General features: G+C 65.6%; 29 protein-coding genes. 22 read left to right on the top strand and 7 right to left on the bottom strand.

Annotation, left to right across the window (positions count from 1 at the left end; all coding sequences use genetic code 11):
- Positions 1-24 precede the first annotated feature (24 nt).
- The 5 genes from AC1VVM_RS01835 to AC1VVM_RS01815 all read left to right on the top strand — a co-directional run bounded on the left by AC1VVM_RS01835 (position 25) and on the right by AC1VVM_RS01815 (position 3,512).
- Positions 25-813, top strand: a complete 789-nt coding sequence (locus AC1VVM_RS01835) for a precorrin-2 dehydrogenase/sirohydrochlorin ferrochelatase family protein (RefSeq protein WP_482955692.1) — start codon at positions 25-27, stop codon at positions 811-813.
- Between the two features lie 171 nt (positions 814-984).
- Positions 985-1,179, top strand: a complete 195-nt coding sequence (locus AC1VVM_RS01830) for a hypothetical protein (RefSeq protein WP_132390364.1) — start codon at positions 985-987, stop codon at positions 1,177-1,179.
- Positions 1,180-1,210: 31 nt separating this feature from the next.
- Positions 1,211-2,164: a hypothetical protein gene (locus tag AC1VVM_RS01825; RefSeq protein ID WP_482955691.1), complete on the top strand. Its 954-nt coding sequence runs from the start codon at positions 1,211-1,213 to the stop codon at positions 2,162-2,164.
- On the top strand, positions 2,152-3,060 hold the full coding sequence (locus AC1VVM_RS01820; protein ID WP_482955690.1) for a transposase: 909 nt from the start codon (positions 2,152-2,154) through the stop codon (positions 3,058-3,060). Before AC1VVM_RS01825 ends, AC1VVM_RS01820 begins: the two co-directional genes overlap by 13 nt.
- A gap of 11 nt (positions 3,061-3,071) precedes the next feature.
- A complete protein-coding gene (locus AC1VVM_RS01815; protein WP_482955689.1) occupies positions 3,072-3,512 on the top strand; it encodes a hypothetical protein in 441 nt (146 codons plus the stop codon).
- Between the two features lie 4 nt (positions 3,513-3,516).
- On the opposite strand, the gene ruvX is transcribed toward AC1VVM_RS01815, so the two are convergent.
- From ruvX to pyrE, 6 genes are all read right to left on the bottom strand, one after another.
- Positions 3,517-4,002 (bottom strand): Holliday junction resolvase RuvX, encoded by a 486-nt coding sequence (gene ruvX, locus AC1VVM_RS01810; protein WP_482955688.1) that lies wholly within the window; start codon positions 4,000-4,002, stop codon positions 3,517-3,519.
- Between the two features lie 31 nt (positions 4,003-4,033).
- A complete protein-coding gene (locus AC1VVM_RS01805) occupies positions 4,034-5,146 on the bottom strand; it encodes an AI-2E family transporter (protein WP_132390374.1) in 1,113 nt (370 codons plus the stop codon).
- Entirely contained in the window at positions 5,143-6,078 is a 936-nt protein-coding gene (gene lepB / locus AC1VVM_RS01800; RefSeq protein WP_132390376.1) for a signal peptidase I, read from the bottom strand. Before lepB ends, AC1VVM_RS01805 begins: the two co-directional genes overlap by 4 nt.
- A 21-nt stretch (positions 6,079-6,099) precedes the next feature.
- Positions 6,100-6,510 (bottom strand): holo-ACP synthase, encoded by a 411-nt coding sequence (gene acpS / locus AC1VVM_RS01795; RefSeq protein ID WP_132390378.1) that lies wholly within the window; start codon positions 6,508-6,510, stop codon positions 6,100-6,102.
- Positions 6,507-7,250: a pyridoxine 5'-phosphate synthase gene (locus AC1VVM_RS01790; protein ID WP_132390380.1), complete on the bottom strand. Its 744-nt coding sequence runs from the start codon at positions 7,248-7,250 to the stop codon at positions 6,507-6,509. The genes acpS and AC1VVM_RS01790 overlap by 4 nt, the downstream gene beginning before the upstream one ends.
- 286 nt (positions 7,251-7,536) lie before the next feature.
- Positions 7,537-8,121 carry an orotate phosphoribosyltransferase gene (gene pyrE / locus AC1VVM_RS01785; RefSeq protein ID WP_482955687.1) on the bottom strand — a complete coding sequence of 195 codons (585 nt, stop codon included), beginning with the start codon at positions 8,119-8,121 and terminating at the stop codon, positions 7,537-7,539.
- Positions 8,122-8,339: 218 nt separating this feature from the next.
- Here pyrE and coxB point away from each other — a divergent pair, with 218 nt between their 5' ends.
- From coxB to AC1VVM_RS01715, 14 genes are all read left to right on the top strand, one after another.
- Positions 8,340-9,410 (top strand): cytochrome c oxidase subunit II, encoded by a 1,071-nt coding sequence (gene coxB / locus AC1VVM_RS01780; RefSeq protein WP_482955686.1) that lies wholly within the window; start codon positions 8,340-8,342, stop codon positions 9,408-9,410.
- 28 nt (positions 9,411-9,438) lie between these two features.
- Entirely contained in the window at positions 9,439-11,124 is a 1,686-nt protein-coding gene (gene ctaD, locus AC1VVM_RS01775; RefSeq protein WP_132390386.1) for a cytochrome c oxidase subunit I, read from the top strand.
- Between the two features lie 104 nt (positions 11,125-11,228).
- The gene (locus AC1VVM_RS01770; RefSeq protein ID WP_132390388.1) at positions 11,229-12,149 is read left to right on the top strand and encodes a heme o synthase; all 921 of its coding nucleotides are present in this window, start codon (positions 11,229-11,231) and stop codon (positions 12,147-12,149) included.
- 10 nt (positions 12,150-12,159) lie between these two features.
- Positions 12,160-12,327 carry a hypothetical protein gene (locus AC1VVM_RS01765; protein ID WP_165912231.1) on the top strand — a complete coding sequence of 56 codons (168 nt, stop codon included), beginning with the start codon at positions 12,160-12,162 and terminating at the stop codon, positions 12,325-12,327.
- Positions 12,327-12,947 (top strand): cytochrome c oxidase assembly protein, encoded by a 621-nt coding sequence (locus AC1VVM_RS01760; protein ID WP_482955685.1) that lies wholly within the window; start codon positions 12,327-12,329, stop codon positions 12,945-12,947. The genes AC1VVM_RS01765 and AC1VVM_RS01760 overlap by 1 nt, the downstream gene beginning before the upstream one ends.
- 89 nt (positions 12,948-13,036) lie before the next feature.
- Positions 13,037-13,858, top strand: coding sequence for a cytochrome c oxidase subunit 3 (locus AC1VVM_RS01755; protein ID WP_132390392.1), 822 nt, complete (start codon positions 13,037-13,039; stop codon positions 13,856-13,858).
- A gap of 229 nt (positions 13,859-14,087) precedes the next feature.
- A complete protein-coding gene (locus tag AC1VVM_RS01750; protein ID WP_482955684.1) occupies positions 14,088-14,654 on the top strand; it encodes an SURF1 family cytochrome oxidase biogenesis protein in 567 nt (188 codons plus the stop codon).
- 267 nt (positions 14,655-14,921) lie between these two features.
- Entirely contained in the window at positions 14,922-16,322 is a 1,401-nt protein-coding gene (gene thrC / locus AC1VVM_RS01745; protein ID WP_482955683.1) for a threonine synthase, read from the top strand.
- Positions 16,322-17,233: a class I SAM-dependent methyltransferase gene (locus AC1VVM_RS01740; RefSeq protein WP_482955682.1), complete on the top strand. Its 912-nt coding sequence runs from the start codon at positions 16,322-16,324 to the stop codon at positions 17,231-17,233. The genes thrC and AC1VVM_RS01740 overlap by 1 nt, the downstream gene beginning before the upstream one ends.
- Before the next feature lie 20 nt (positions 17,234-17,253).
- Complete coding sequence (locus AC1VVM_RS01735; protein ID WP_132390624.1) at positions 17,254-17,625, top strand: dihydroneopterin aldolase; 372 nt, start codon at positions 17,254-17,256, stop codon at positions 17,623-17,625.
- Between the two features lie 3 nt (positions 17,626-17,628).
- On the top strand, positions 17,629-17,955 hold the full coding sequence (locus AC1VVM_RS01730; RefSeq protein ID WP_482955681.1) for a Rossmann fold domain-containing protein: 327 nt from the start codon (positions 17,629-17,631) through the stop codon (positions 17,953-17,955).
- 7 nt (positions 17,956-17,962) lie between these two features.
- Entirely contained in the window at positions 17,963-18,967 is a 1,005-nt protein-coding gene (gene moaA / locus AC1VVM_RS01725) for a GTP 3',8-cyclase MoaA (RefSeq protein WP_482955680.1), read from the top strand.
- Between the two features lie 2 nt (positions 18,968-18,969).
- On the top strand, positions 18,970-19,230 hold the full coding sequence (locus AC1VVM_RS01720; protein ID WP_482955679.1) for a MoaD/ThiS family protein: 261 nt from the start codon (positions 18,970-18,972) through the stop codon (positions 19,228-19,230).
- The gene (locus AC1VVM_RS01715; RefSeq protein WP_482955678.1) at positions 19,187-19,678 is read left to right on the top strand and encodes a molybdenum cofactor biosynthesis protein MoaE; all 492 of its coding nucleotides are present in this window, start codon (positions 19,187-19,189) and stop codon (positions 19,676-19,678) included. The genes AC1VVM_RS01720 and AC1VVM_RS01715 overlap by 44 nt, the downstream gene beginning before the upstream one ends.
- A 21-nt stretch (positions 19,679-19,699) precedes the next feature.
- Here AC1VVM_RS01715 and AC1VVM_RS01710 read toward each other — a convergent pair whose 3' ends face one another.
- Positions 19,700-20,218 carry a hypothetical protein gene (locus AC1VVM_RS01710; protein WP_132390408.1) on the bottom strand — a complete coding sequence of 173 codons (519 nt, stop codon included), beginning with the start codon at positions 20,216-20,218 and terminating at the stop codon, positions 19,700-19,702.
- Between the two features lie 304 nt (positions 20,219-20,522).
- Between AC1VVM_RS01710 and rplU the strand changes: the two genes are divergently transcribed.
- From rplU to AC1VVM_RS01695, 3 genes are all read left to right on the top strand, one after another.
- On the top strand, positions 20,523-20,819 hold the full coding sequence (rplU, locus tag AC1VVM_RS01705; RefSeq protein ID WP_132390410.1) for a 50S ribosomal protein L21: 297 nt from the start codon (positions 20,523-20,525) through the stop codon (positions 20,817-20,819).
- Between the two features lie 24 nt (positions 20,820-20,843).
- A complete protein-coding gene (gene rpmA / locus AC1VVM_RS01700) occupies positions 20,844-21,113 on the top strand; it encodes a 50S ribosomal protein L27 (RefSeq protein WP_132390412.1) in 270 nt (89 codons plus the stop codon).
- A gap of 256 nt (positions 21,114-21,369) precedes the next feature.
- On the top strand, positions 21,370-21,972 hold the full coding sequence (locus AC1VVM_RS01695; RefSeq protein ID WP_482955677.1) for a GNAT family N-acetyltransferase: 603 nt from the start codon (positions 21,370-21,372) through the stop codon (positions 21,970-21,972).
- The last annotated feature ends 174 nt before the right edge of the window (positions 21,973-22,146 follow it).

The following is a 22,146-nucleotide window of genomic DNA, read 5'->3' as shown; positions in this document are numbered from 1 at the left end:
CCGCCGGGCGGTAGGATCACGGGCATGATCGCGAGCCTGCCCCTGTTTCACCGCGTTGGCGGCCGCCCGGTCGTCGTGCTCGGCGTGGGCGAGGCGGCCGAGGCCAAGCGGCGGCTGGTCGAGCGCGCGGGCGGCGTGGTTTTCGACGACCTCGCCCATGGCCGTGACGCGGGCGCCCGGCTCGCTTTCATAGCCCATGAGGACGACGCCGCGGCCGAGGCGGATGCGCTGCGGGCGCGGCAGGCGGGGATGCTCGTCAATGTCGTCGACCGACCTGCGCTTTGCGACTTCACGGCGCCTGCGGTGCTCGATCGTTCGCCCGTGCTGGTGGCGATCGGCACCGGCGGTGCTTCGGCCGGCCTTGCCAAGCAGCTCCGGCTGCGGTTCGAGGCACTGCTGCCCGGTTCGCTGGGCCAGCTTGCCGACGCTCTGCATGCTGCGCGCGGCACTTTACGCTCCCGTTTTCCCGATGCCGGTGACCGCCGCCGCGCGCTCGATGCCGCGCTTGGGCAGGGCGGTGCGCTCGATCCGCTGGCGGACGGCGCCGCCGCTCGCGTGGAAGGATGGCTGGCGAGCGCGGCGGCCGGCGCGGGCGGCCGGGTGGAAGTGCGCTTGCGCAGCCACGATCCTGAAGACCTGACGCTGCGCGAGGCGCGGTTGCTGGGCTCGGCCGATCTCCTGCTTTACGAAGAGGGCGTCGGCGATGCCGTCCTCGCCCGCGCCCGTGCCGACGCGGCACGCCGCCCGCTCGAATCGGGTGAGGAAGGCGGCGATCACGCGGGCCTTGTCGTCATCTTGCGGGCCCCGCACTGATACATATTCAGCCTTAACCATGCTTCGCGCGGATTTGCGCCGATCAGCGGTTACGCGGCGGCGCTTTGGCAATTATCCTTTTACAATTGCAGGGAATTAATTCACGTTGCGCGTCTGAGTGCGGCACCTTTGTCCAGTTAATGCCCAAGCCATCACGCCAAGGGGGACAACTTGCAGCAGACCACATCACGGGGCATCACGACGGCGGGAACGACCTTGCCGCACATCGACATTTCCCGGATTCCCGAGCTTGATCGATTGACGGGCCTGTTCGGCTCGCTCGCCGATGCGTCGCGGCTGCATTCGCTGGACGACAATCAGGCGGAACTGCTGGCCTGCCTCTACGAGTTCCACCCCGGCGCCTGAGCGCGACGACGCGGGGCGATTCTGTACGGTCATGTCAGGTTTCACAACGGAAGATACGGACTGGGAAAGCGGTCAGCGACAGCTGTCGGCTGTGCTGGTGCAATGGCGATCGAGCGAGGCGGCAGCGCCGGTGCTCGCCGCGCTGGGCGAATTTGCGCGGGGCGCGGCAATGGGCGACTGCCGGCCGCTGGCCGGATTGTTCGGCGGTGACGCGGCGATTGCCGGCGATGTGATCGGCGGGCTGGTGGACGGCATGGTGGACGGGCTTGCCCGGAGCCCGCTGGGGCAGCTTCCCCTTCGCCACGCGCGCCGGAAAACATCGCATACGCTGTTGCTGGCTCGGGATGGCGCCGCAAGTCTCGCGATCACGGTCTATGACGGCGCTGCGCTGGCCGCGCAGCCCACCCCGCACAGCGCCGAATTTGCGCCCATCGAGACTTGGGTGCGGGTTCTTGCCGGCACGGGCACGGCAGAGCGCGTGACGCGGGACACCGAATATCTCGCTCCCCTGCAACGCGCCGAAGTCGATCTGCGCCCGGGCGTGATGCTCAAGCGAGACGGCTGGTGTGAGGGTTTGCAGATGCGGGCGGCGGATGGCGCGCTGGTAGTCCTGCGCCTCCAGCGGCAGCTTCGCGTGCCCGATACGGTGCACGAATTCCGGCTCGAAGATGGTGCCCTGCTTCACCGGGCGGCGGCGCGGGCAGAGGACAGCCGGCTGGAGCTGGCGATTGCCGTGCTGGTGGCGCAGGGGCGGCGCGATGCGGTGCCGGCGCTGGCGCGGATCGTTATCGGTTCGGCGCCTGTATCCTTGCGCTGGTCGGCGCTGCGTGCGGTGCTGGGGCTCGATACCCGCGCCGGACTGGTGCTGCTGGGCGAGCTTGCCGGCGGCGAGGACGAGGTGCTGGGCGCGGCTGCCCGGGGGCTTCAGCGCGATCTGATCGACGAATGGCCGGAACTGGAGAAGGTGGCGCAATGGCGCGGGTAATGACGCGGCGGGACCCGACGGCGGCCTCGCTTGCGGAATGCGCGGAAGCGCTGGCGGTCTGGGGCTTCGATCCGGAAGACGACATCAACCTCTCGCATGCCGCGAACTGGTTGCAGCGGCTCGGCAACGACCGGCAATTTCTGGGCGATGTGCTGGTGGACCTGCTCGCGGGGCTGGCGCCGGTTCCCGCCGATGCCGAAGGGCTCGTCGGCACCGGGCCGCAGGCGGTGATGCTGGTGCCGCCGGGCCGGGGCGATTTCTCGATCCGGGCGCGCATCTGGCCGTCTCCGCGCGAGGCTGCGTATCGCGCCAGCGGGCCTGCCGCCTGCGGATATGGCGAAGCGCAGGATTTTGCGAGCGACGTGCTGTCGCTCGGCTATTTCGGGCCGGGTTACCTTGGCGAGGATTACGAATACGATCCCGAGGCGGTGATCGGCCATGTCGGCGAGCAGGTCGCGCTGAGGCTGGTGGGGCGGGGCCCGCTCGATGAAGGGCGCCTGATCCATTACCGTGCGCGCCGCGACGTTCTTCTGCGCGATGCGCCCGAGACGCTGTCGGTCTCCATCGATCTCGTCCACACCGATCCCGCGCAAGGCTGGGGCAGCCATCACACATTCGACGTGGCGCGCGGCGAGATTACCGATCTGCTTGGCTACGGTCCCTCGGAGAGCTTCCTGCGAATTGCCGTCGCGCTGGGCAGCGAGGCGGCAAGCGATCTGGCCACGCGCTTCGGCACCAGCCATCCGAGCGATCGCATGCGGCTTGTCGCGTGGCAGGCATTGGCCGCGCAGGAACGCGACCCCACCGCGCGGGACAGGGTGTGGCAGGCGGCGGAGCGTTCGGGCAGCCGTCTGGTGGCGGAAGTCGCCAGCAGGCAGCGTCAACAGGACGAGTGAGGGATGGGGGCGTGAAGGCTGGCTGGCAGGAGCGGGCGAAATGCGCTGCCCGCAAGATGGGGGCGGTTGCCCTGCGGATGGGAATGGGAGCCTGGTTCGTGCTCCGCTTCATCGGCTGGCTTAAGCCTGACCTTCGTTCGACCCTGAATCCCTATAACGATGGCGCGTCGTTGCTCGTATTCATCGGAGCGATCGCCAGCTACGGGGGGAGGGATCACAAGCCCTCGACCCCGACGGAATCCACCGACTGGAGCGGTGCGCTCACGATACTGCTGTGCGGAACAGCATCCACGTTGGCGGTATGGCAGAGCGGCTGGCCCGAACGGGCCCTCGCAGCGTTGGGCACGGGCGTGGCGACTCTGCTGCTGAGCGGGTGGGCCGGATGGTTCGCCTGTCGCAACAAGGGCCGGATCGGCGAAGTGCGCTTCGATACGGCGTCGAAGCGTCCCTGAGACTTCAGAACATCCCGCCCGAAAGCGCGTCGATCGCGCCTTGCAGGATCACGGCGGCGGCTGCCGAATCGATGCGCGTGGCGCGCTTGGCGCGGCTCATGTCCTGATCGATCAGCCCGCGTTCGGCGCTGGTGGTCGACCAGCGCTCGTCCCACAGCAGGATCGGCAGGCCGAGCACGGCAAGGTTACGGGCATAAGCGCGGCTGGACTGGGCGCGGGGCCCTTCCGATCCGTCCATGTTGAGCGGCAGGCCGATGACGATACCCTTGATCGAGCGCTCGACGATGAGCGCTTCCATCAGGGCCTTGTCGGCGCCGAACTTGCCGCGCTTCAGCGTCTTTCCCGGCGAGGCGATGCGCCATCCGGCGTCGCAGAAGGCGGTGCCGATGGTCTGGGTGCCAAGGTCGAGCCCGAGCAGCCCGCCGCCCGTCGCCGGCAGCGCGTCCCGGAATTCGAGCGCGCCGGTGGTGATGACTGTCCCTATTGCCATTATGGCCGTCCCTTTCGCGAAATCGGCCCCCTCATAGTGAGGGCGGCTGTTCCGGGGAAGCGGGGGTAAGGTCGTCGTTGCGGGCGGCCTGTCTTTCGAGCCAGATCTTGATCATCGCCACCAGCGGGTCGGCCAGCACAAGGCCCAGCAGGCCGAACAGCACGCCCATGATGAGCTGCGCCGCCAGGACCAGCGCGGGCGGCAGGTCCACGGTCTTGCGCGCGATCAGCGGCACGATCAGGTAGCCGTCGATCAGGTGGATCATCAGGTACACGAAGATCGTGTAGAGCCCCATCTCGTAGCTGCCCGAGAAGCCCACCAGGATCATCAGCAGGCCCGAGATCAGCGCACCGATGTTGGGCATGAAGGCCAGCAGGCCAGTGATGAGGCCGAGCAGTGTGGCCATCGGCACGCCGTAGATTTCCAGCATGCAAAAGGTGAACAGCCCCTCGACGGTCATACCGATCATGCGGCCGAACAGCAGGCGGCGCAGGGCCTGACCCATGACTTCGGCGGTCGCCTCGAAATGGCCGCGCCGCTCCTGCGGGAGCATCCAGCCCACCCCGCGGCGGTAGAGCCGGGGCTCCAGCGCGAAGTAGATGCCGAGCACGAGGATCAGGAACAGCGTGGTCAACCCGCCGATGAGGCCGCCAACCATGCGGGTAACCTGTCCGATGCCGCCGCCGACGCCGCTGATCGCTTCCTGCGCGATCGAGCGCACGTCGGTCACGCGCAGCATCAGGCCATGCCGTTGCAGCCAGAGCAGGCCGCGATGGAACTGGCTCTCGATCGTGGCAGGCAGTTCGGCGGCCTGCGCGGCGATCTGGCTGCCTGCAAAATGGACCATCCAGATCGCGAACGCCAGTGTCAGCACCAGGACCAGGCCCACCCGCCATCCGCGCGGGATCTTGAGCACTTTGCCGATGAGCCGCGCGCCGCCATCGATCAGGGCCGCGACGACAACGCCGCCGAAGATCACCAGCAGCGATTGCGAGAGGAACACGACCAGCGCGAACAGCGCGGTCATCCCGATCCAGACGAAGGCCTTGCGGGCTTCGGTGCGGATCAGGGGGTCGGCGATATCAGTGGGGCCGGCACGATTCTCGTGCCCTGTCGGATCGTCGCTGCCCCCGGAACCGCTCATTTCCAGGCCTTGCTTGGGTCGATCGGCGGACGCAGGCTGGAGAAGTTGCGGCCCTCGCGCAGGGCCTTCCACCAGGTCAGCGGGTTCCAGGTCTGCGTGCCATCGAGCGAGAAGGTGATGAATTCGGCGCGGCCGCCGATGTCGGTCAGCGGAACGGGCCCGCCCAGGCCGCCGCCGGGCTGGCCGAAGATATCGGTTTCGAACGGCGCGCGGCTGTCCGCCGAGCGGTCGCGGTCGTCACCCATGAGGAAGACATGGCCTGCGGGCACCTTGATCTCCGGATAGTTGTCCAGTTCCTGATCGATATAATCGATTACATCGTAACGGGCACCGTTCGGCAAGGTTTCACGGTAGGTTGGCATTTCGTAAACTTCCTTGCCGCTGGGCAGGCGGGTGCGGAAGTGCTCGAAGCCGTCGTAGCAGTGGCCGGGCTCGGCATCGCCTTCGCAGCGCAGCGCATCGTCGGCGGGAATGCGCACCGGCGGTTCCACTTCGCGCGGCACGAACTTGCCGTTGATGCGAATGCGCCCGTCGATCACCGCGATCCGGTCTCCCGGCAGGGCGACCACACGCTTGATGAGGTCGGCCTTGCGGTTGCCGGGCACGACGATGACGATGTCCCCATATTCGGGTGTGCGCTCGAACAAGTGCCAGGTGCCGCGCGGCAGCAGGTGGAAGCTGATCGAGGACCAGTTCCACCCATAGGGATACTTGGACACGACCAGCCGGTCACCCACCAGCAGGTTGGGCATCATCGAGATCGAGGGGATGTAGAACGGCTTGGCGATCAGCGAATGGAACGCCAGCACACCCAGCAGCATGAGCGCGAGCCCGCGCAGCTCGTGCAGCCAGTTCACCCTCTCCCTATCGGCCGGTCTCTGTGGAGCGGGTGCGTGTTCGGGTGCGGAAGTTTCGGGAAAGTCTTCGGCCATGTCCAGGGCGCAGAACTCGAATCAGGATTGGGGGAGGGGGCGGGCTTCGATGATGACGAAGGCCTGGGCCCATGGGTGGTCATCGGTGAGTGTGAGGTGAATGACGGCCTCGTAGCCTGCCGGCACCATCCCGTCGAGCCGCGCTTTCGCACCGCCCGTCAAGGCCAGCGTGGGCGCGCCCGAGGGGGCGTTGACGACGCCGATATCCTTCATGAAGACCCCGGCCTTGAACCCGGTGCCGACCGCCTTGGAAAACGCTTCCTTGGCCGCGAAGCGCTTGGCCAGCGTGCCCGCCACGGTGTGCGGCCGGCGGGCTGCTTTGGCGCGCTCGACATCGGTGAAGACACGATTCAGGAAGCGCTCGCCGTAGCGGTCGAGCGAATTCTGGATCCGCTCGATATTGCAGAGGTCGGAGCCGAGGCCGACGATCACCGCACTTCGTCCATCAGGGCGCGCATCTTCTTCACACTCGCCTCCAGCCCGCAGAAAATGGCTTCACCGATCAGATAGTGACCGATGTTGAGTTCTGCGAGTTGCGGAATCGCGGCGATGGGCTGGACGTTGTCGTAAGTGAGGCCGTGCCCAGCGTGTGGCTCGATGCCGTTCTTGGCGGCCAGCGCCGCCATGTCGACGATGCGGCGCAGTTCGACCGCGACTTGCTCGCCCTCGGCATGGGCATATTCGCCGGTGTGGAACTCCACCACCGGGGCGCCGAGCTTCATGGCGGCCTCGATCTGGCGGGGCTCGGGCGCGATGAACAGGCTCACGCGCACGCCCGCGTCGGCAAGGCGCGCAACGATCGGGGCGAGGCGGTTGTGCTGCCCGGCCGCATCCAGTCCGCCCTCGGTCGTGCGCTCCTCGCGCCGTTCGGGAACGATGCAGGCGGCATGCGGGCGGTGGCGCAGCGCGATTTCCAGCATCTCGTCGGTCGCGGCCATTTCGAGGTTGATCGGCAGCCCGGTGGCGGCGGCGACGCGGACAAGGTCCTCGTCACGGATGTGGCGACGATCCTCGCGCAAGTGGACGGTGATGCCGTCGCCGCCGGCCGCTGCGACGATCTCGGCCGCGCGGGCGGGATCGGGGTGGAAGCCGCCGCGTGCGTTACGGATGGTGGCCACATGGTCGATGTTGACGCCGAGACGCAGGCGGGAGGGATTGAGCACGGAAGTCATCGGCAGTTCACCATGGAAAACACGTCAATCGGCAAGCCCCGGGATATCCGGGATCGCGATATTTGCGGGACGGTGGCGCGAGAGCAGGATTGCCGCGCGCGGTGCATGGCAGCAGATAATTGGGATGGCCGGTGCGGGCAACACATCCTTGCGTTTCGCTGCGTCGATTCCGGTTCCGTGGCCTGTCGGACCGAAATCGCAGGGGCGATGACGGTCCGACAGGCAGCATGTCCGATGCCGAAAAATGCGCCGGGACGGTCCTTCGTCCGGGCGACGGAACAGACGGTCAGGGCTGGGCGCGGCTGCCGGGCTTGACGGCCTGCGTGGCGGCCAGTTCGGGCGGCAGTTCATCGGGCGCGTACGTCGGGAAATTGAGCGCGACGAGCGGGAAGTAAGGCACGCCCAGGTCCACCGAGCCGCCCGAACGGTCGACCAAGGACACTGCCGCGAGCACTTCGCCGCCGGCTTCCTCGATTGCCTTGATCGCTTCGCGGCTGGAAAGGCCGGTGGTCACCACGTCCTCGACCATCAGCACCTTGTCGCCCGATTCGAGCGAAAAGCCGCGGCGAAGCTCGAAAGTGCCGGTCGGGCGCTCGACGAACATCGCATCGACCTGAAGCGCGCGGCCCATCTCCTGGCCGATGATGACGCCGCCCATGGCCGGCGAAACCACTTTGTTGATCGCCCTGCGAATATCGTGGGGGAGTTTTGCGGCAAGGGCGACGGCGAGTCGCGCCGCCCGGTCCGGGTTCATCAGAACACGCGCGCACTGGAGGTAATGCGCACTGTGACGGCCCGAGGAAAGCAGGAAATGCCCCTCAAGCAAGGCCTTGCTGGCGCGGAACTCGGCGAGGACTTCTTCTTCCTGCATCGGGGCGTAATCCTTTGGTGCAATTTGCAATGTTCATGCGCGATATCGCGCCATACGGGAGCGAAAATCCCCTAGAGGCGCTTGAGACACGCGGCAAGCGCGCGTATAGCCCCCGCAGAAGGGGGGCAAAAAGCCTCCGCAACAGGGGTGCGCGCTTGGGAGGCGACTCACTGAGACGAGTCTCTGGCGCGAATAAGAAACGGGAAAGCGCTGAATCCATGACATTGGGCAAGACCGTTCGTAATTGGGGCACCGTTCGTAATCGGGGAGAGGCTGCAAAGGCACTGAAACTGGCATTTTCGGCATCTGCCGCGGTATTTTGTGTGGCAGCCAGCATTCCCGCGCTTGCGGCGGAAGCTGCGGCCCCCGCCGCGGGTTACACGCCGATGAAGCCGACTCCGGGTATCGGCATGCCGGTTCCCGGCGCCATCGGGCTTCAGCCGCAGTTCTCGAAGCTTGGCGAATATGGCGCGTGGATGCACGACATCGTGTTGATGCCGATCATCACCGTGATCACCATTTTCGTGCTGCTTCTGCTGCTGATCATCGCGGTGCGCTTCAACCGCCGCGCCAATCCCGTGCCTTCGAAAACCAGCCACAACACCATTCTCGAAGTGGTGTGGACGCTGTTCCCGGTGCTGATCCTGATCGGCATCGCGGTCCCCTCGATCGATCTCATCGCCAAGCAGTACAAGCCGGCCCCCAAGGGGGCGCTGACTGTGAAGATCACCGGCAACCAGTGGTTCTGGACTTACGGCTATCCCGATAACGGCGATTTCGAAGTCGTTTCGGACATGCTCAACATCCCCGGCCAGCCGACCATCAACAACGGCGTGCGCGAAGTCGGTTCCAAGCCTTGGGACGGTCCCTCGCACCTTGAGGTCGACAATCGTATGGTGGTGCCGGTGGGCGAACCGATTCGCCTCCAGATCACGGCGGCCGACGTCATCCACTCGTTCGCGGTTCCCTCGCTCTGGTTCAAGCTTGACGCCGTTCCGGGCCGCATCAACGAGAAGGTTCTCTTCGTCGAGAAGCCGGGCGTCTACTACGGCCAGTGCTCTGAACTGTGCGGTGCCAAGCACGGCTACATGCCGATCGCGGTAGAGGCGCTGCCCCGCCCGCAATACGATGCCTGGGTCCTCACGCACGCCGGCGGCGTGATCGATGGCCAGGCGAAGCCGGCCGCCGCACCTGCTGCCGCGGCCGCCGCAACGCCTGCTCCTGCCGCCACGGCAGAGGCCTCGGAGGCGCCTGCCGCCGCCGAAACCGCCACCGCAGCTGCCGAATAAGAGCGAATTGAAGGACAGGGTCCCGAACATGGCAACCACCGCAGAACATTTCCAGGCCCACGGCGACGAGCACGGCCACGCGGATCACGATCACAAACCGGCGTTCTTCGCGCGCTGGTTCATGTCCACCAACCACAAGGACATCGGCACGATGTACCTGATCTTCGCGATCTTCGCGGGGGTCATCGGTGGTGCCGTCTCGGGCATCATGCGTGCTGAGCTGGCCCAGCCGGGCATCCAGTACCTGGGCTTCTTCGCCAAGCTGGTGGGTGACAATCCTTCGGACTTCAACGCCACGCTGCACATGTGGAACGTGCTGATCACCGCGCACGGCCTGATCATGGTGTTCTTCATGGTCATGCCGGCGATGATCGGCGGATTCGGCAACTGGTTCGTGCCGCTGATGATCGGCGCGCCGGACATGGCGTTCCCGCGCATGAACAACATCTCGTTCTGGCTGACCGTGGCGGGCTTCTGCTCGCTGATGTTCTCGGCCTTCGTGCCGGGCGGCACGGGAATGGGCGCGGGCACTGGCTGGACGGTCTACGCGCCGCTCTCCACGTCCGGTTCCGTCGGGCCCGCCGTCGACTTCGGCATTTTCGCGCTGCACCTTGCCGGTGCCGGCTCGATCATGGGCGCGATCAACTTCATCACCACCATCTTCAACATGCGTGCCCCCGGCATGACCATGCACAAGATGCCGCTGTTCGTGTGGTCGGTGCTGGTCACCGCGTTCCTGCTGCTGCTGGCGCTGCCGGTGCTCGCCGCCGCCATCACCATGCTCCTGACCGACCGCAACTTCGGCACCACCTTCTTCGATCCGGCCGGTGGCGGTGATCCGGTGCTCTATCAGCACCTGTTCTGGTTCTTCGGTCACCCCGAAGTCTACATCATGATCCTGCCGGGCTTCGGCATCATCTCGCAGATCGTCTCGACCTTCTCGAAGAAGCCGGTGTTCGGCTACCTCGGCATGGCCTACGCCATGGTCGCGATCGGCGTGGTCGGCTTCATCGTCTGGGCCCACCACATGTACGCCACCGGCATGTCGGTGAACACGAAGATGTACTTCACGGCGGCGACCATGGTCATCGCGGTGCCCACCGGCATCAAGATCTTCTCGTGGATCGCGACGATGTGGGGCGGTTCGGTCGAGTTCAAGAGCCCGATGGTCTGGGCGATCGGCTTCATCTTCCTCTTCACCGTCGGCGGCGTGACCGGCGTGGTCCTGGCGAACGGCGGCGTCGATGACGTGCTGCATGACACGTACTACGTGGTCGCCCACTTCCACTACGTGCTGTCGCTGGGTGCCGTCACCGCGCTCTTCGCCGGGTTCTATTACTGGTTCCCGAAGATGAGCGGGCGGATGCATTCCGAGTTCCTCGCCCACGTCCATTTCTGGATCTTCTTCGTCGGCGTGAACATGATCTTCTTCCCGATGCACTTCCTGGGTCTCCAGGGCATGCCGCGCCGTTATCCTGACTATGCAGAGGCTTATGCGCACTGGAACCACGTCGCCACGATCGGCTACATGGTGATGGCGGTCAGCATCGGCGTCTGGTTCGTGAACATTATCTATGCCTTCGTCGCCGGCAAGAAGGCCGAAGACAATTACTGGGGCGAAGGTGCGACCACGCTTGAGTGGACGCTCACCAGCCCGCCGCCGTACCACCAGTTCGAGACGCTTCCCGTCATCGGCGATACGGTGCACCACTGATCTGATCCCTGTCGTCCCGGACCCGGTCCGGGACGACGCCTGCGGGCGGCGGCTTTTGCAGGGCCTCGCTTTTGCGGCGCTTGCGGGTGTATGGGCCAGAAATCATGACTACCACGAGTCCCAATTCGACCATCGAAAAGCCGCTCCCCGCCGATTGGCGCGATCTTATCGCGCTGACCAAGCCGCGGGTCATGAGCCTTGTGATCTTCACCGGCCTCTGCGGGCTGCTTGCCGCGCCTGAGCGCATTCACCCCGTCATCGCCTTCACCGCGATCCTCTGCATCGCCATGGGCGCCGGCGGTGCCGCCGCGCTCAACCAGTGGTGGGAAGCCGACCTTGACGCCGGGATGAAGCGCACCGCCAAGCGCCCGCTGCCGCAAGGCCGGCTCGACCGCACCACGGCGCGCGATTTCGCGGGCGTGCTTTGCGCCGCGTCCGTGTTCCTGATGGGCTTTGCGGTCGGCTGGCTGCCCGCCGCGATCCTGGCCATCTCGATTTTCTACTATGCCGTCGTCTACACGATCTGGCTGAAGCCGCGCACGCCGCAGAACATCGTCATCGGCGGCGGCGCCGGCGCCTTCCCGCCGCTGATCGGCTGGGTGGCGGTGACCGGCCACGTCACGCTGATGCCGGTGCTGCTGTTCGCCATCATCTTCTTCTGGACCCCGCCGCACTTCTGGGCGCTCGCGCTCTTCGTGAAGAGCGACTACGCCAAAGTCGGCATCCCGATGATGCCGGTGGTCGCCGGCGAGAAGGCCACGCGCCGCCAGATCCTGCTTTATGCAGCCCTGCTGCTGCCGCTTTCCGTGCTGCCCTGGTGGATCGGCGGCACGCACGCGATCTACGGCATCTCGGCCCTTGTGCTGTCCAGCCTGTTCCTTGCGCTCTCGATCCGGGTCGGCCTGCGCGAACGCAGCGGCGCCGAGGATACGATGAAGCCTGAGAAGCAGCTTTTCGCCTATTCGGTGCTCTACCTCTTCGCGCTCTTCGCGGCGCTGGTGGTCGATCGCTTCATCGCCCTGTGAAAGATCCCGCATGACAGAATCGACCCAGCCGGACTCGAAAACCAGCCTTTCCGATACCAAGGAGGCTGAAGCGCGCACGCCGGAGCAAATCCGCAAGAGCCGCAACCGGGTGCTGGGTCTCGGTCTTGCGGCCTTCGTGGTACTGGTGTTCTTCATTTCCATCGCGAAGATGGGCTGATGGGCACCGACACGGCATCCGGTCAGGCGGCCACCGCGACGCGCAGCAACCGTCGCATCGCGTTTATCGCCCTGTCGATGGCTGTGGGGATGCTGGGGCTGGGGTTCGCCTCGGTGCCGCTCTACCGGATCTTCTGTCAGGTGACCGGGTATGACGGCACCACCCGCCGCGTGGACGAGGCGCAGGCGGCGATGGTCCAGGTGACCGACAAGACCATGTCGATCCGCTTCGACGCCAATGTCGAGCGGGGCATGCCCTGGGATTTCAGGCCGCTCCAGCGCACCGACACGGTGACCATCGGAGAGCGCGATATGGCGCTTTTCTGGGCCAAAAACAATTCCAACAAGGTCATAACCGGCACTGCCAGCTTCAATGTGGAGCCCGAGCAGGCGGCGCGGTACTTCAACAAGATTCAGTGCTTCTGCTTCACCGAACAGACGCTCCAGCCCGGTGAGGGCGTGAAGATGCCGGTGATCTACTACGTTGATCCGGGAATCCTGAAAGACCCCGACAACAAGGACGTGCAGCAGATCACGCTCAGTTACACCTTCCACGTGACCGGCGTTGCCGACGCGGGGAGCGATGCAAAGGCACTGGACCGCAAGCAGACGGGCGGTTAAGGCCTTCAACGAACAATAAATGACGGGGACGACACAAGTCCCCGGACAGATTCGAACAGGCAGATTCGAGCAACGGGGACGAAGGCGCCATGGCCGGTACCAAGAACCACGATTACCACATTCTTCCGCCGGACATCGCGCCGCTGGCTACCACGATCGGTGCACTCACCTTCACTTCGGGCATGGTGCTGTTCATGCACAAGATGCCCGGCGGCGCTTTCGTGCCGTGGCTGGGTCTTGCGATCCTGCTGGCCTCGATGTTCTCGTGGTTCTCCAAGATCGTCAACGAAGCCCACGCCGGCGATCACACGCCGGTCGTGCAGCTTCACCAGCGCTACGGCATGATCCTGTTCATCGCTTCGGAAGTGATGTTCTTCGTCGGCTGGTTCTGGGCCTTCTTCAACTTCTCGCTGTTCCCCTCGACTATTGCCGAGGTGGTCGGTGGCCAGTGGCCGCCAAAGGCGATCGAAGCGGTGATGGATCCGTTCGACCTGCCGCTGCTCAATACGTTGATCCTGCTCTGCTCGGGCACCACGGTCACCTGGGCGCATCACGCGCTGATCCATGGCGATCGCGACGGACTCAAGAAGGGCCTCTGGGCCACCGTGCTGCTGGGCCTGCTGTTCACCTCGATCCAGGCTTACGAATATATCCACGCGCCGTTCGCCTTCGGTCAGAACACCTATGGCTCGGTGTTCTACATGGCGACCGGGTTCCACGGCTTCCACGTCATCGTCGGCACCATCATGCTGATCGTGTGCCTCGTGCGTTCGTACAAGGGTGACTTCACCCCGCGTCAGCACTTCGGCTTCGAGGCGGCCGCCTGGTACTGGCACTTCGTCGACGTCGTGTGGCTGTTCCTCTTCGTGGCGATCTACGTCTGGGGCAATTGGGGCCACCCGACGCACTGATGGCCGCAGGCGATCATTCGATTTCGCACGGGGTCGCGGCCCCGTGACCGAATCCTCAAGGGCAGCCGGACACCGCTTCGGCTGCCCTTTTCGGTCTCTGCTCCCCATGCGGGACGGAGACAGGGGTGGGCGATGCTCGTAATCGCCGGTTTGTGCATTGCCATAGCCGGACTGTCCGGCGCCGGATTCCGCTGCCGGGCCGGCGAGGGTCGCATCAAGGAAGACTGACTTGCCTCGCATTCCGATCCTGCCGACGCTGGTCGTCGCCGCTGCCGTCGCGCTGATGATCTGGCTTGGGTTCTGGCAGCTCCGCCGTCTCGACGAGAAGGAATCGCTGCTCGCGCACTATGCCGCGGCGCAGACGATGACTGCCGAAGTGTCGTGGCCGCGCGATGCGGCAGGTCAGAAAGACCTGCTCTACCGCCGCGCCCGCATAGACTGCGTGAGCGCCGGCAATCGCTCCAGCATGGCCGGTCGCAATGCCAAGGGCGAATCGGGCATGGCGCAGACCGCCGAATGCACGCTGGCCGATGGTTCGAAGGCGCTTGTCGTGCTGGGCTGGTCGCGCCTGCCGATGGCCGGGGGGGACTGGTCGGGCGGCACTCTCCACGGCGTGATCGCCCCGGGCCCGCGTCTGGTGGCCGCGCCGCCGGTTGCGGGGCTGGAGGCCAATGCCATTCCGGACCCTTCCGAAATTCCCAACAACCACTTCGCCTATGCCGTGCAGTGGTTCTTCTTCGCGGCGACGGCGCTGGTGATCTACGCGCTGGCCTTGGTGAATCGGGGGCGGAAGTAAGCGCGTCAAAGTTCGCGGCCTCTAACGTCTCTCTTCGTCATCCCCGCGAAGGCGGGGATCCCGCTTTTCTTTGCTGGCGTTGCGAGAAGGAAGCGGGGCCCCCGCCTTCGCGGTAGCGACGAAGTGCTTGAGGCACAGTTCCGCGCGTCCCGTTGAGTCTTTGCTCCATTCAACTAACCGCCGAACTACGCCCCCCTTTAGGAATTGTTCGCGCGTCAGCCCAACGACAGGCTTTTCATTTCGCCCCCCTCCGGCTAACCGCGCCCCATGGATTATATCAGCACCCGCGGCAGCGCACCGGCGCTCGACTTCGAAGGCGCCACGCTCGCCGGTCTCGCTTCGGACGGCGGCCTCTACGTGCCGCGCGAGTGGCCGCGCTTTTCGGAAGGCGAGATCGCCGCGATGGCGGGGCTGCCCTATGCCGAGCTGGCCGCGAAGATCATGTTCCCCTTCGTCGAGGGCAGCCTGACCTATGACCGCCTGCTGGAACTGACTCGCCAAGCCTACGGCCGCTTCGCGCACAAGGCGGTGGCGCCGCTTAAGCAGCTGGACGAGCAGCAGTGGGTGCTGGAACTGTTCCATGGCCCGACGCTGGCGTTCAAGGACGTGGCGCTGCAATTGCTGGGTCTGCTGTTCGAGGAATTCCTCGGCCGTTCGGAGCGCAACCTGACCATCGTCGGCGCGACGTCGGGCGACACCGGCTCGGCCGCGATCGATGCGGTGGCCGGCCGCGCCAAAGTCGATATCTTCATGCTGCACCCCAAGGGCCGCGTGTCCGACGTGCAGCGCCGCCAGATGACGACGGTGCTGGCGCCCAACGTCCACAACATCGCCATCGAAGGCTCGTTCGACGACGCGCAGGCCACCGTGAAGCGCATGTTCAACGACAAGGCGATGACCGACCGCTTCGCCATCGGCGCGGTGAACTCGATAAACTGGGCGCGCCTGATGGCGCAGGTGGTCTACTACTTCGCCGCCGGGCTCCAGCTGGGCGCGCCGCATCGCAAGGTCGCCTTCTCGGTGCCGACCGGCAACTTCGGCGATGTCTTCGCCGGCTATGTCGCCGCGCAGATGGGGCTTCCGATCGAGAAGCTGATCGTCGCCACCAACGTCAACGACATCCTCCACCGCGCATTGGCCGAGGGCGACTACTCGCAGGGCACCGTCACGCCGACCGCGGCCCCTTCGATGGACATTCAGGTCTCGTCGAACTTCGAACGCCTGCTGTTCGACCTTAATGGCCGCGACGGCAAGGCGCTGGCCGAGCAGATGGCCGGGTTCGAAGCGACCAAGGCCATGCAACTGACCAATGCGCAGCGTGAAGGCGCTGCCGCGCTGTTCTCCTCCGCCCGCACCGATGCCGACGAAATGGCATCGACCATCCGCTGGGCCTGGGAGAACTGCGGCGAGCTGATCGATCCGCACACCGCCTGCGGCCTTTTTGCCGCCCGCACTGCGGGTATCGACGCCAGCATCCCGGTCGTCACGCTGGCAACCGCGCATCCGGCCAAGTTCCCCGACGCCGTCGAACGCGCCACCGGCCAGCGCTCGGGCCTGCCCGCGCGCGTCGGCGACCTGTTCGAGCGTGAAGAGAAGTGCGTCGACCTGACCGGTGATTACGAATCGATCGCCGATTTCGTGGCCCAGCACGCGAGCCCGAAGATCTGATGGCACGCCTGGAAACCCAACCCGTCATCCTCGCCGGAGAGGGCTGGGACGATTACGGCCTTGTCGATTCGGGCCACGGCCGCAAGCTGGAACGCTATGGCGACTACCGCTTCGTGCGGCCCGAACCGCAGGCGATGTGGACGCCGCGCCTTGAAAACTGGGACGCGCACGGGGAATTCGTGCCCGGCTCGGACGAAGACGGCGGTGGCCGCTGGCAGTTCGACAAGCCGGTGCCGCGCGATGGCTGGCCGCTGGCGTGGAACGAAGTCCGCTTCACTGCGCAGTGCACGCCGTTCCGCCATCTCGGCTTCTTCCCGGACATGGCGCCGGTGTGGGACTGGATGCGCGAGATGCTCGCCGGTCGCGACGATGCCAATACGCTGAACCTGTTCGGCTATACCGGCGTCGGCACGCTGGCGCTTTCGGGGCATGGCCCGGTGACGCATGTCGATGCCTCGAAGAAGTCGGTCGGTCAGGCGCGCGAGAACGCGGCGCTGGCCGGGCTGGAGGATCGCCCGGTTCGCTGGCTGATCGACGATGCCGCCAAGTTCACCGCGCGCGAAGTGCGCCGGGGCAAGCGGTATGACGGCATCATCCTCGATCCGCCGAAGTTCGGTCGCGGGCCGACTGGCGAAACGTGGCGTCTGGAAGAGAACCTGCCCGGCCTGCTCGCCGATTGCCGCCAGCTTCTGGACGGCGACAGCAAGTTCCTGTTCCTCACCGTCTATGCCGTGCGCATGTCCTCGCTCGCGCTGGCCGGGCTGATGGAAGAACTGTTCCGCGATCTGCCCGGCACCATCGAACATGGCGACCTTTCGGTCCGCGAGGACGCCCTTCGACAGGCTCAGGATGAACGGGAAGGTCGCCTGCTGCCAACGGCAATCTTCGCACGTTGGCGGAATAACGGCTAAAGCCCGCCGCCATGACCCCCATCACCGATTCGCTCATCCTCGAAGTCGCCGATTTCGAACACGACGTTCTTACCGGGATCTACTCGGAAGAGACCGGGAAGCCGCAGCCGCTGCGCTTCACCATCCAGGTCTCGATGAAGCCGATCGACCGCTACACGCCCGATACACCGCTCACCGAGAGCAAGAACTACATGGACCTCAAGTTCGCGGCCAGCGATGCGCTGCCGCAGGGCGTCCATTTCAAGCTGATCGAGGCCGTGGCCGATCACGTCTGCGAGACGCTGTTCCTGCAGGACGCGCGGATCGAGGCGGTGACGGTGAAGATCGTCAAACTTGCCATCGCCGAAGCGGGCGAGAAGATCGGTATCACGCTCACCCGGCAGCGCCGCTGAGCCATGATCCTGCGCGTTGCTCCACTGGCGGAAAACCCGCTCGATGCCGCCGCGCAGTTCCATGCCGATGCTCTGCCCCGCGCGCGCGCCGTGCTTGCGGCGGGCTCGGCACTCACTCTGGTCTTCGCACCTGCCGATCACACCCATCGCGGTTGGCGGCTGGCGGCGGTGCAGGGACTGGCCCGCGATCATGCGCCGCTGCGGGTCAATGCACTGGAAAGCGACGAGGACGCGGCAATTGCCGCCGCTGCGGCCTATTTGTCTGCGGCGGAAGGCATAACCGGCCAATTGTTGCAGCTGGATGGAACCGGCGCCGGGGCAATGCTATAGCAAGGGCATGAGCGCGCGAACGCCCCTAGTCGATCAGTTCCGCCGCCGCATTACCTACGTGCGGCTTTCGGTGACCGACAGGTGCGACCTCCGTTGTGCCTACTGCATGCCGGAGCGCATGACCTTCCTGCCCCGGAAGGATGTGCTGACGCTCGACGAGCTTCACAAATTGGCGCTCGGCTTCATTGCCCGGGGCGTGACCAAGCTGCGCCTGACCGGCGGCGAACCGCTGGTTCGGCGCGATATGATCGAACTGGTCCGCGCTGTCGGTCGCAAGCTCGGGGATGGGCTGGAGGAACTGACGCTCACCACCAACGGCACGCACCTCGCGCGGTTTGCGGACGATCTCGCCGATGCCGGGGTGCGCCGGATCAACGTCTCGCTCGATACCCTCGACCGCGCGACTTTCACGCGTATCACCCACCGCGATTCGCTGCCCGATGTGCTGGAAGGGCTGGCGGCGGCGAAAGCGGCCGGGCTGGCGGTCAAGCTCAACACCGTCGCCCTGCGGGGGGTGAATGAGCATGAGATTCCCGAAATCGTGGCTTGGGCCCACGCGCAAGGCTTCGATTCCACGCTGATCGAGGTCATGCCGCTCGGCGAGGTGGAGGAAGACCGCTTCGACCACTACCTGCCGCTCCCCCAAGTGCGTGCGGATCTGGAACGGCGCTGGACGCTGACGCCCAGCGCGCACCGCACTGGCGGCCCGGCCCGCTATTTCGATGTGGCGGAGACGGGCGGACGGCTGGGGCTGATAACCCCGCTTACCGAGAATTTCTGCGAAGACTGCAACCGCATCCGCGTGACCGCCACAGGCCAGCTCTACGCCTGCCTCGGCGGCAACGAGCGCGTCGATCTGCGCGCGGCGCTGCGGGGTGAGAACCCGGAAGCCGCGCTCGACGCCGGGCTCGACATGGCGATGCGCATCAAGCCCGAGCGGCACCATTTCGCTATCGAGGGGCATGGCGCCGCGCCCGCCCTGACACGCCACATGTCGATGACCGGGGGCTGAGGATGCGGGCCAAGCTGGTGTTTCTTGGCCGTCTGGAGGACGTGGCGGGGTGCGCGGGTGAGGATATCGCCGCCAGTGCGCCGCTCGACTGGTACGATGTGATCGGCTGGCTGGGCGGGCATTTTCCGCCCGAACTGGCCGACGCGGTCGTCAGCGAAAAGGTGAGGGTGGCGATCAACGGCGCGCTTGTGGCGGACAAGTACGAACTTGTTCTGGCCGATGGCGATGAACTCGCATTTCTGCCTCCCGTTTCCGGAGGCTGAGGTGGGCAACGACGTTCGCCTGCTCGCCGCCGCTTTCGATCCCGCAGCCCTGCTGGGCGCCTTCACAGCGGAGCTGCCGCACGCCGGCGGGGTGGTCAGCTTCCTGGGGCAAGTGCGCGCCGGCGAAGGGGTGGAGGCGCTGGAACTGCGGCACTACGAACCGCTGACGCTGCCGGCGATGTGCGATCTTGCCAAACGCGTACGCGGGCGCTGGGATCTCGACGGGCTGCTGATCGTCCACCGCAGCGGCACGATGCTGCCGGGCGAGCCGATCGTGCTGGTCGCCGCCGCAGCGCGCCACCGCCGCGACGCTTTCGCCGCGGCGGATTATGCGATGGACCACCTCAAGAGCGAATCGTGGTTCTGGAAGCGCGAGCGGCGCGACGGCCAATGGCACTGGATCGAGCCGCGCGAGCAGGATTTCGAGGATATTGCCCGCTGGGGGTGACCGGCGGACAAGAGCTTGATCTCAGGTGCCAAGTCGCGCGTTGAGCCGCGAGACCACTTCGTCCTGTGCGGTTACCGACGCCTGCACTTCGTCGCGGGCCGCGGCGATGCTCTTGGTGGTGGGCGATTCTTCGTTGGGCGAGGCGTCGCGGGCGGTTGCGAACATCGTGTCGAGTTCGGCCAGTGCCGCGATTGAGGGATCGCGGCTTGCCTGCAAGGCGGAGACCGCGACTTGCGCGGAAAGCCAGGAATCGCTGCCTGTCGAAGACCCGGCGGCAGAGACCGCGCGTTCGGCGGCGGTGCGCCGCGCGGCAAACTGGCTGTCCGCCTCACGGGCGGAGGCGAGGAGGCCGTTGATTCGCGTCACGGTATCCGCACTGGGCGGCGGCAGGGGGACGGGCGTGGCCGACGGATTCTGCACGACAGGCGTCGCGCGCTCCACCGGACGGATGGCAAGCGAGGGATAAGTGCCGGCGGACGAGCAGGCGGCGAGACCTGTAGCGAGGAAAAGCGGCAGCAGGCGGGCTTTTGCGCGGATCATGAATGTGCCATAGCACGCGCGACGGCAATCGCGAGCGGCAAACGAGTCGCTATGCGCGTTGTCGACATGTGGGAGTCGCATTTCAGCGGCCCGCGTCAAGGTTTCGGCCAAAGTCTGCCAAGTCATTGGTTGACACGAATCGGGCGTTGCACTAACGGCACCCACTCTTTCCGGTACCTCGTCCGTAGGCGGGGTAACGGCGCGTCGCCCGCAAGGCTCCAAGGTTCTTCATTGGACCCGAGCGGCCGGGGCAGGTTTGTTTCGGCTCGTTACGGGCACACATTAGAGATTAGGTAAGGGCACCATGTTCGCAGTTGTGCGCACGGGCGGCAAGCAGTACCGGGTTGCCGCCGGAGACAAGATCGCGGTTGAAAAGCTGGCTGGTGAAGCCGGTGAGACCATCACTCTCGGCGACATCCTGCTCGCCGGCAAGGACGGCGAAGTCCTCGACGCCTCGAAGGTTTCGGTTTCGGCCGAAATCATCGCTCAGGCCAAGAGCGAAAAGGTCGTGGTGTTCAAGAAGCGCCGCCGCCACAACTATCGTCGTAAGAACGGCCACCGCCAGCAGATGACCCTGCTGCGCATCGTGTCGGTCGCCTGAGCCAAACGCGGAAGGAACTGAGCAATGGCACATAAGAAAGCAGGCGGTTCGTCGCGCAACGGTCGCGACTCTGCGGGCCGCCGTCTTGGCGTTAAGAAGTTCGGCGGTCAGGAAGTGATCGGCGGCAACATCATCATCCGTCAGCGCGGCACCCGCGTGTACCCCGGCGTGAACGTTGGCATGGGCAAGGATCACACCCTGTTCGCCACCGCCGAAGGTCGCGTGCGTTTCCACGATGGCAAGCAGGGCCGTAAATACGTCTCCGTAGACGTAATGGCGCAAGCCGCCGAATAATTCGGATGGTCGATAAAAGGGCCATCCTGACGGGATGGCCCTGCCGATCTTCGTGATCGGCTGAACGAGGGAGAGGGGCCAGCCCGTCTCCCTCTTTTCGTGTCTCCCTCACTCGTCGCCCGCGTTTCGAGCTGGCCCGAATCTCGCGCATTTTTCCGTAAAATGTGCCTGATTTCCGCCAATTGGCCGCGCGCGTAATCGCAATGTCACGACTCCTTCTTATGAAGGAAGCGGGGCTGAAGAGTGGAGACATAGTATGTTCATTCGCAGCGAACGCCTGTTCCTGCGGCCCGGCTGGCCTGAGGACAGGGAAGAGTTTCTGGCCCTGATCGCCGACGAGTCCGTCGTGCGCAATCTCTCCCGGGCGGCCTGGCCCTATACTGCCGACGATGCCCGGCGCTTTCTGGATCTGCCGCAGGACCTGCTGCTGCCGCGTCTGCTGGTCACCCAGCCCGGCGCCGCCGGCGCGCGCCTGCTCGGCTGCATCGGTCTTTCCGAAATGCACGGCGAAGTGAACCTTGGCTACTGGATCGCCCGCGACCACTGGGGGCAGGGCTTTGCCAGCGAGGCTGCTCGGGCCATGCTGTCGATGGCGCGCGCGATTGGCCACCGGCGGATCGTCGCCAACCACTTCATCGACAATCCGGCTTCGGGCCGCGTGCTCGAAAAGGCGGGATTTGCCCGCACCGGCCGCATTGTCGAGCGCTTCAGCACCGGCCGCGAGATGACCTATCCGGCGCGCGAATATGCGCTGGAATTCGATGCGCCGAGCGATTGCGACAGCGATTCGGACAATCGCGGCGTATCGCCCGCCCGAATGTCCCCGGCGCGCCAGGCCCCGCGTCGCCGCGCGGCCTGAGGGCCGCGCTTCCCGCTGATTCGGTGCGACATTGCGCCGGGGCGGTTCTCCACCGAGACCGCCCCGCAGCCCGGCCCGGAGCAGGGATCGATCCGCATCGGGTGCGAATTTGGCAGCGCCGGAGCGACGGCGCGCCGCAAAATCCGTGCATCGGCAACGCGCATCGTGCATGAT

This window comes from Novosphingobium sp. BL-S-33 (assembly GCF_056857025.1).
The sequence above is the reverse complement of the archived record's forward strand: the minus strand, read 5'-3'. Positions and strand labels throughout refer to the sequence as shown.

Coding starts and splice junctions, on each gene's coding strand:
- AC1VVM_RS01765 (WP_165912231.1), top strand. CDS start 12,160: ATGACAGAATCGACCCAGCCGGACTCGAAAACCAGCCTTTCCGATACC.
- AC1VVM_RS01695 (WP_482955677.1), top strand. CDS start 21,370: ATGTTCATTCGCAGCGAACGCCTGTTCCTGCGGCCCGGCTGGCCTGAG.
- AC1VVM_RS01835 (WP_482955692.1), top strand. CDS start 25: ATGATCGCGAGCCTGCCCCTGTTTCACCGCGTTGGCGGCCGCCCGGTC.
- AC1VVM_RS01760 (WP_482955685.1), top strand. CDS start 12,327: ATGGGCACCGACACGGCATCCGGTCAGGCGGCCACCGCGACGCGCAGC.
- AC1VVM_RS01710 (WP_132390408.1), bottom strand. CDS start 20,218: ATGATCCGCGCAAAAGCCCGCCTGCTGCCGCTTTTCCTCGCTACAGGT.
- AC1VVM_RS01820 (WP_482955690.1), top strand. CDS start 2,152: ATGGCGCGGGTAATGACGCGGCGGGACCCGACGGCGGCCTCGCTTGCG.
- ctaD (WP_132390386.1), top strand. CDS start 9,439: ATGGCAACCACCGCAGAACATTTCCAGGCCCACGGCGACGAGCACGGC.
- AC1VVM_RS01770 (WP_132390388.1), top strand. CDS start 11,229: ATGACTACCACGAGTCCCAATTCGACCATCGAAAAGCCGCTCCCCGCC.
- AC1VVM_RS01825 (WP_482955691.1), top strand. CDS start 1,211: ATGTCAGGTTTCACAACGGAAGATACGGACTGGGAAAGCGGTCAGCGA.
- coxB (WP_482955686.1), top strand. CDS start 8,340: ATGACATTGGGCAAGACCGTTCGTAATTGGGGCACCGTTCGTAATCGG.
- rpmA (WP_132390412.1), top strand. CDS start 20,844: ATGGCACATAAGAAAGCAGGCGGTTCGTCGCGCAACGGTCGCGACTCT.
- AC1VVM_RS01740 (WP_482955682.1), top strand. CDS start 16,322: ATGGCACGCCTGGAAACCCAACCCGTCATCCTCGCCGGAGAGGGCTGG.
- lepB (WP_132390376.1), bottom strand. CDS start 6,078: ATGGCCGAAGACTTTCCCGAAACTTCCGCACCCGAACACGCACCCGCT.
- thrC (WP_482955683.1), top strand. CDS start 14,922: ATGGATTATATCAGCACCCGCGGCAGCGCACCGGCGCTCGACTTCGAA.
- rplU (WP_132390410.1), top strand. CDS start 20,523: ATGTTCGCAGTTGTGCGCACGGGCGGCAAGCAGTACCGGGTTGCCGCC.
- pyrE (WP_482955687.1), bottom strand. CDS start 8,121: ATGCAGGAAGAAGAAGTCCTCGCCGAGTTCCGCGCCAGCAAGGCCTTG.
- AC1VVM_RS01805 (WP_132390374.1), bottom strand. CDS start 5,146: ATGAGCGGTTCCGGGGGCAGCGACGATCCGACAGGGCACGAGAATCGT.
- AC1VVM_RS01730 (WP_482955681.1), top strand. CDS start 17,629: ATGATCCTGCGCGTTGCTCCACTGGCGGAAAACCCGCTCGATGCCGCC.
- moaA (WP_482955680.1), top strand. CDS start 17,963: ATGAGCGCGCGAACGCCCCTAGTCGATCAGTTCCGCCGCCGCATTACC.
- ruvX (WP_482955688.1), bottom strand. CDS start 4,002: ATGGCAATAGGGACAGTCATCACCACCGGCGCGCTCGAATTCCGGGAC.
- AC1VVM_RS01755 (WP_132390392.1), top strand. CDS start 13,037: ATGGCCGGTACCAAGAACCACGATTACCACATTCTTCCGCCGGACATC.
- AC1VVM_RS01715 (WP_482955678.1), top strand. CDS start 19,187: ATGGCGATGAACTCGCATTTCTGCCTCCCGTTTCCGGAGGCTGAGGTG.
- AC1VVM_RS01790 (WP_132390380.1), bottom strand. CDS start 7,250: ATGACTTCCGTGCTCAATCCCTCCCGCCTGCGTCTCGGCGTCAACATC.
- AC1VVM_RS01720 (WP_482955679.1), top strand. CDS start 18,970: ATGCGGGCCAAGCTGGTGTTTCTTGGCCGTCTGGAGGACGTGGCGGGG.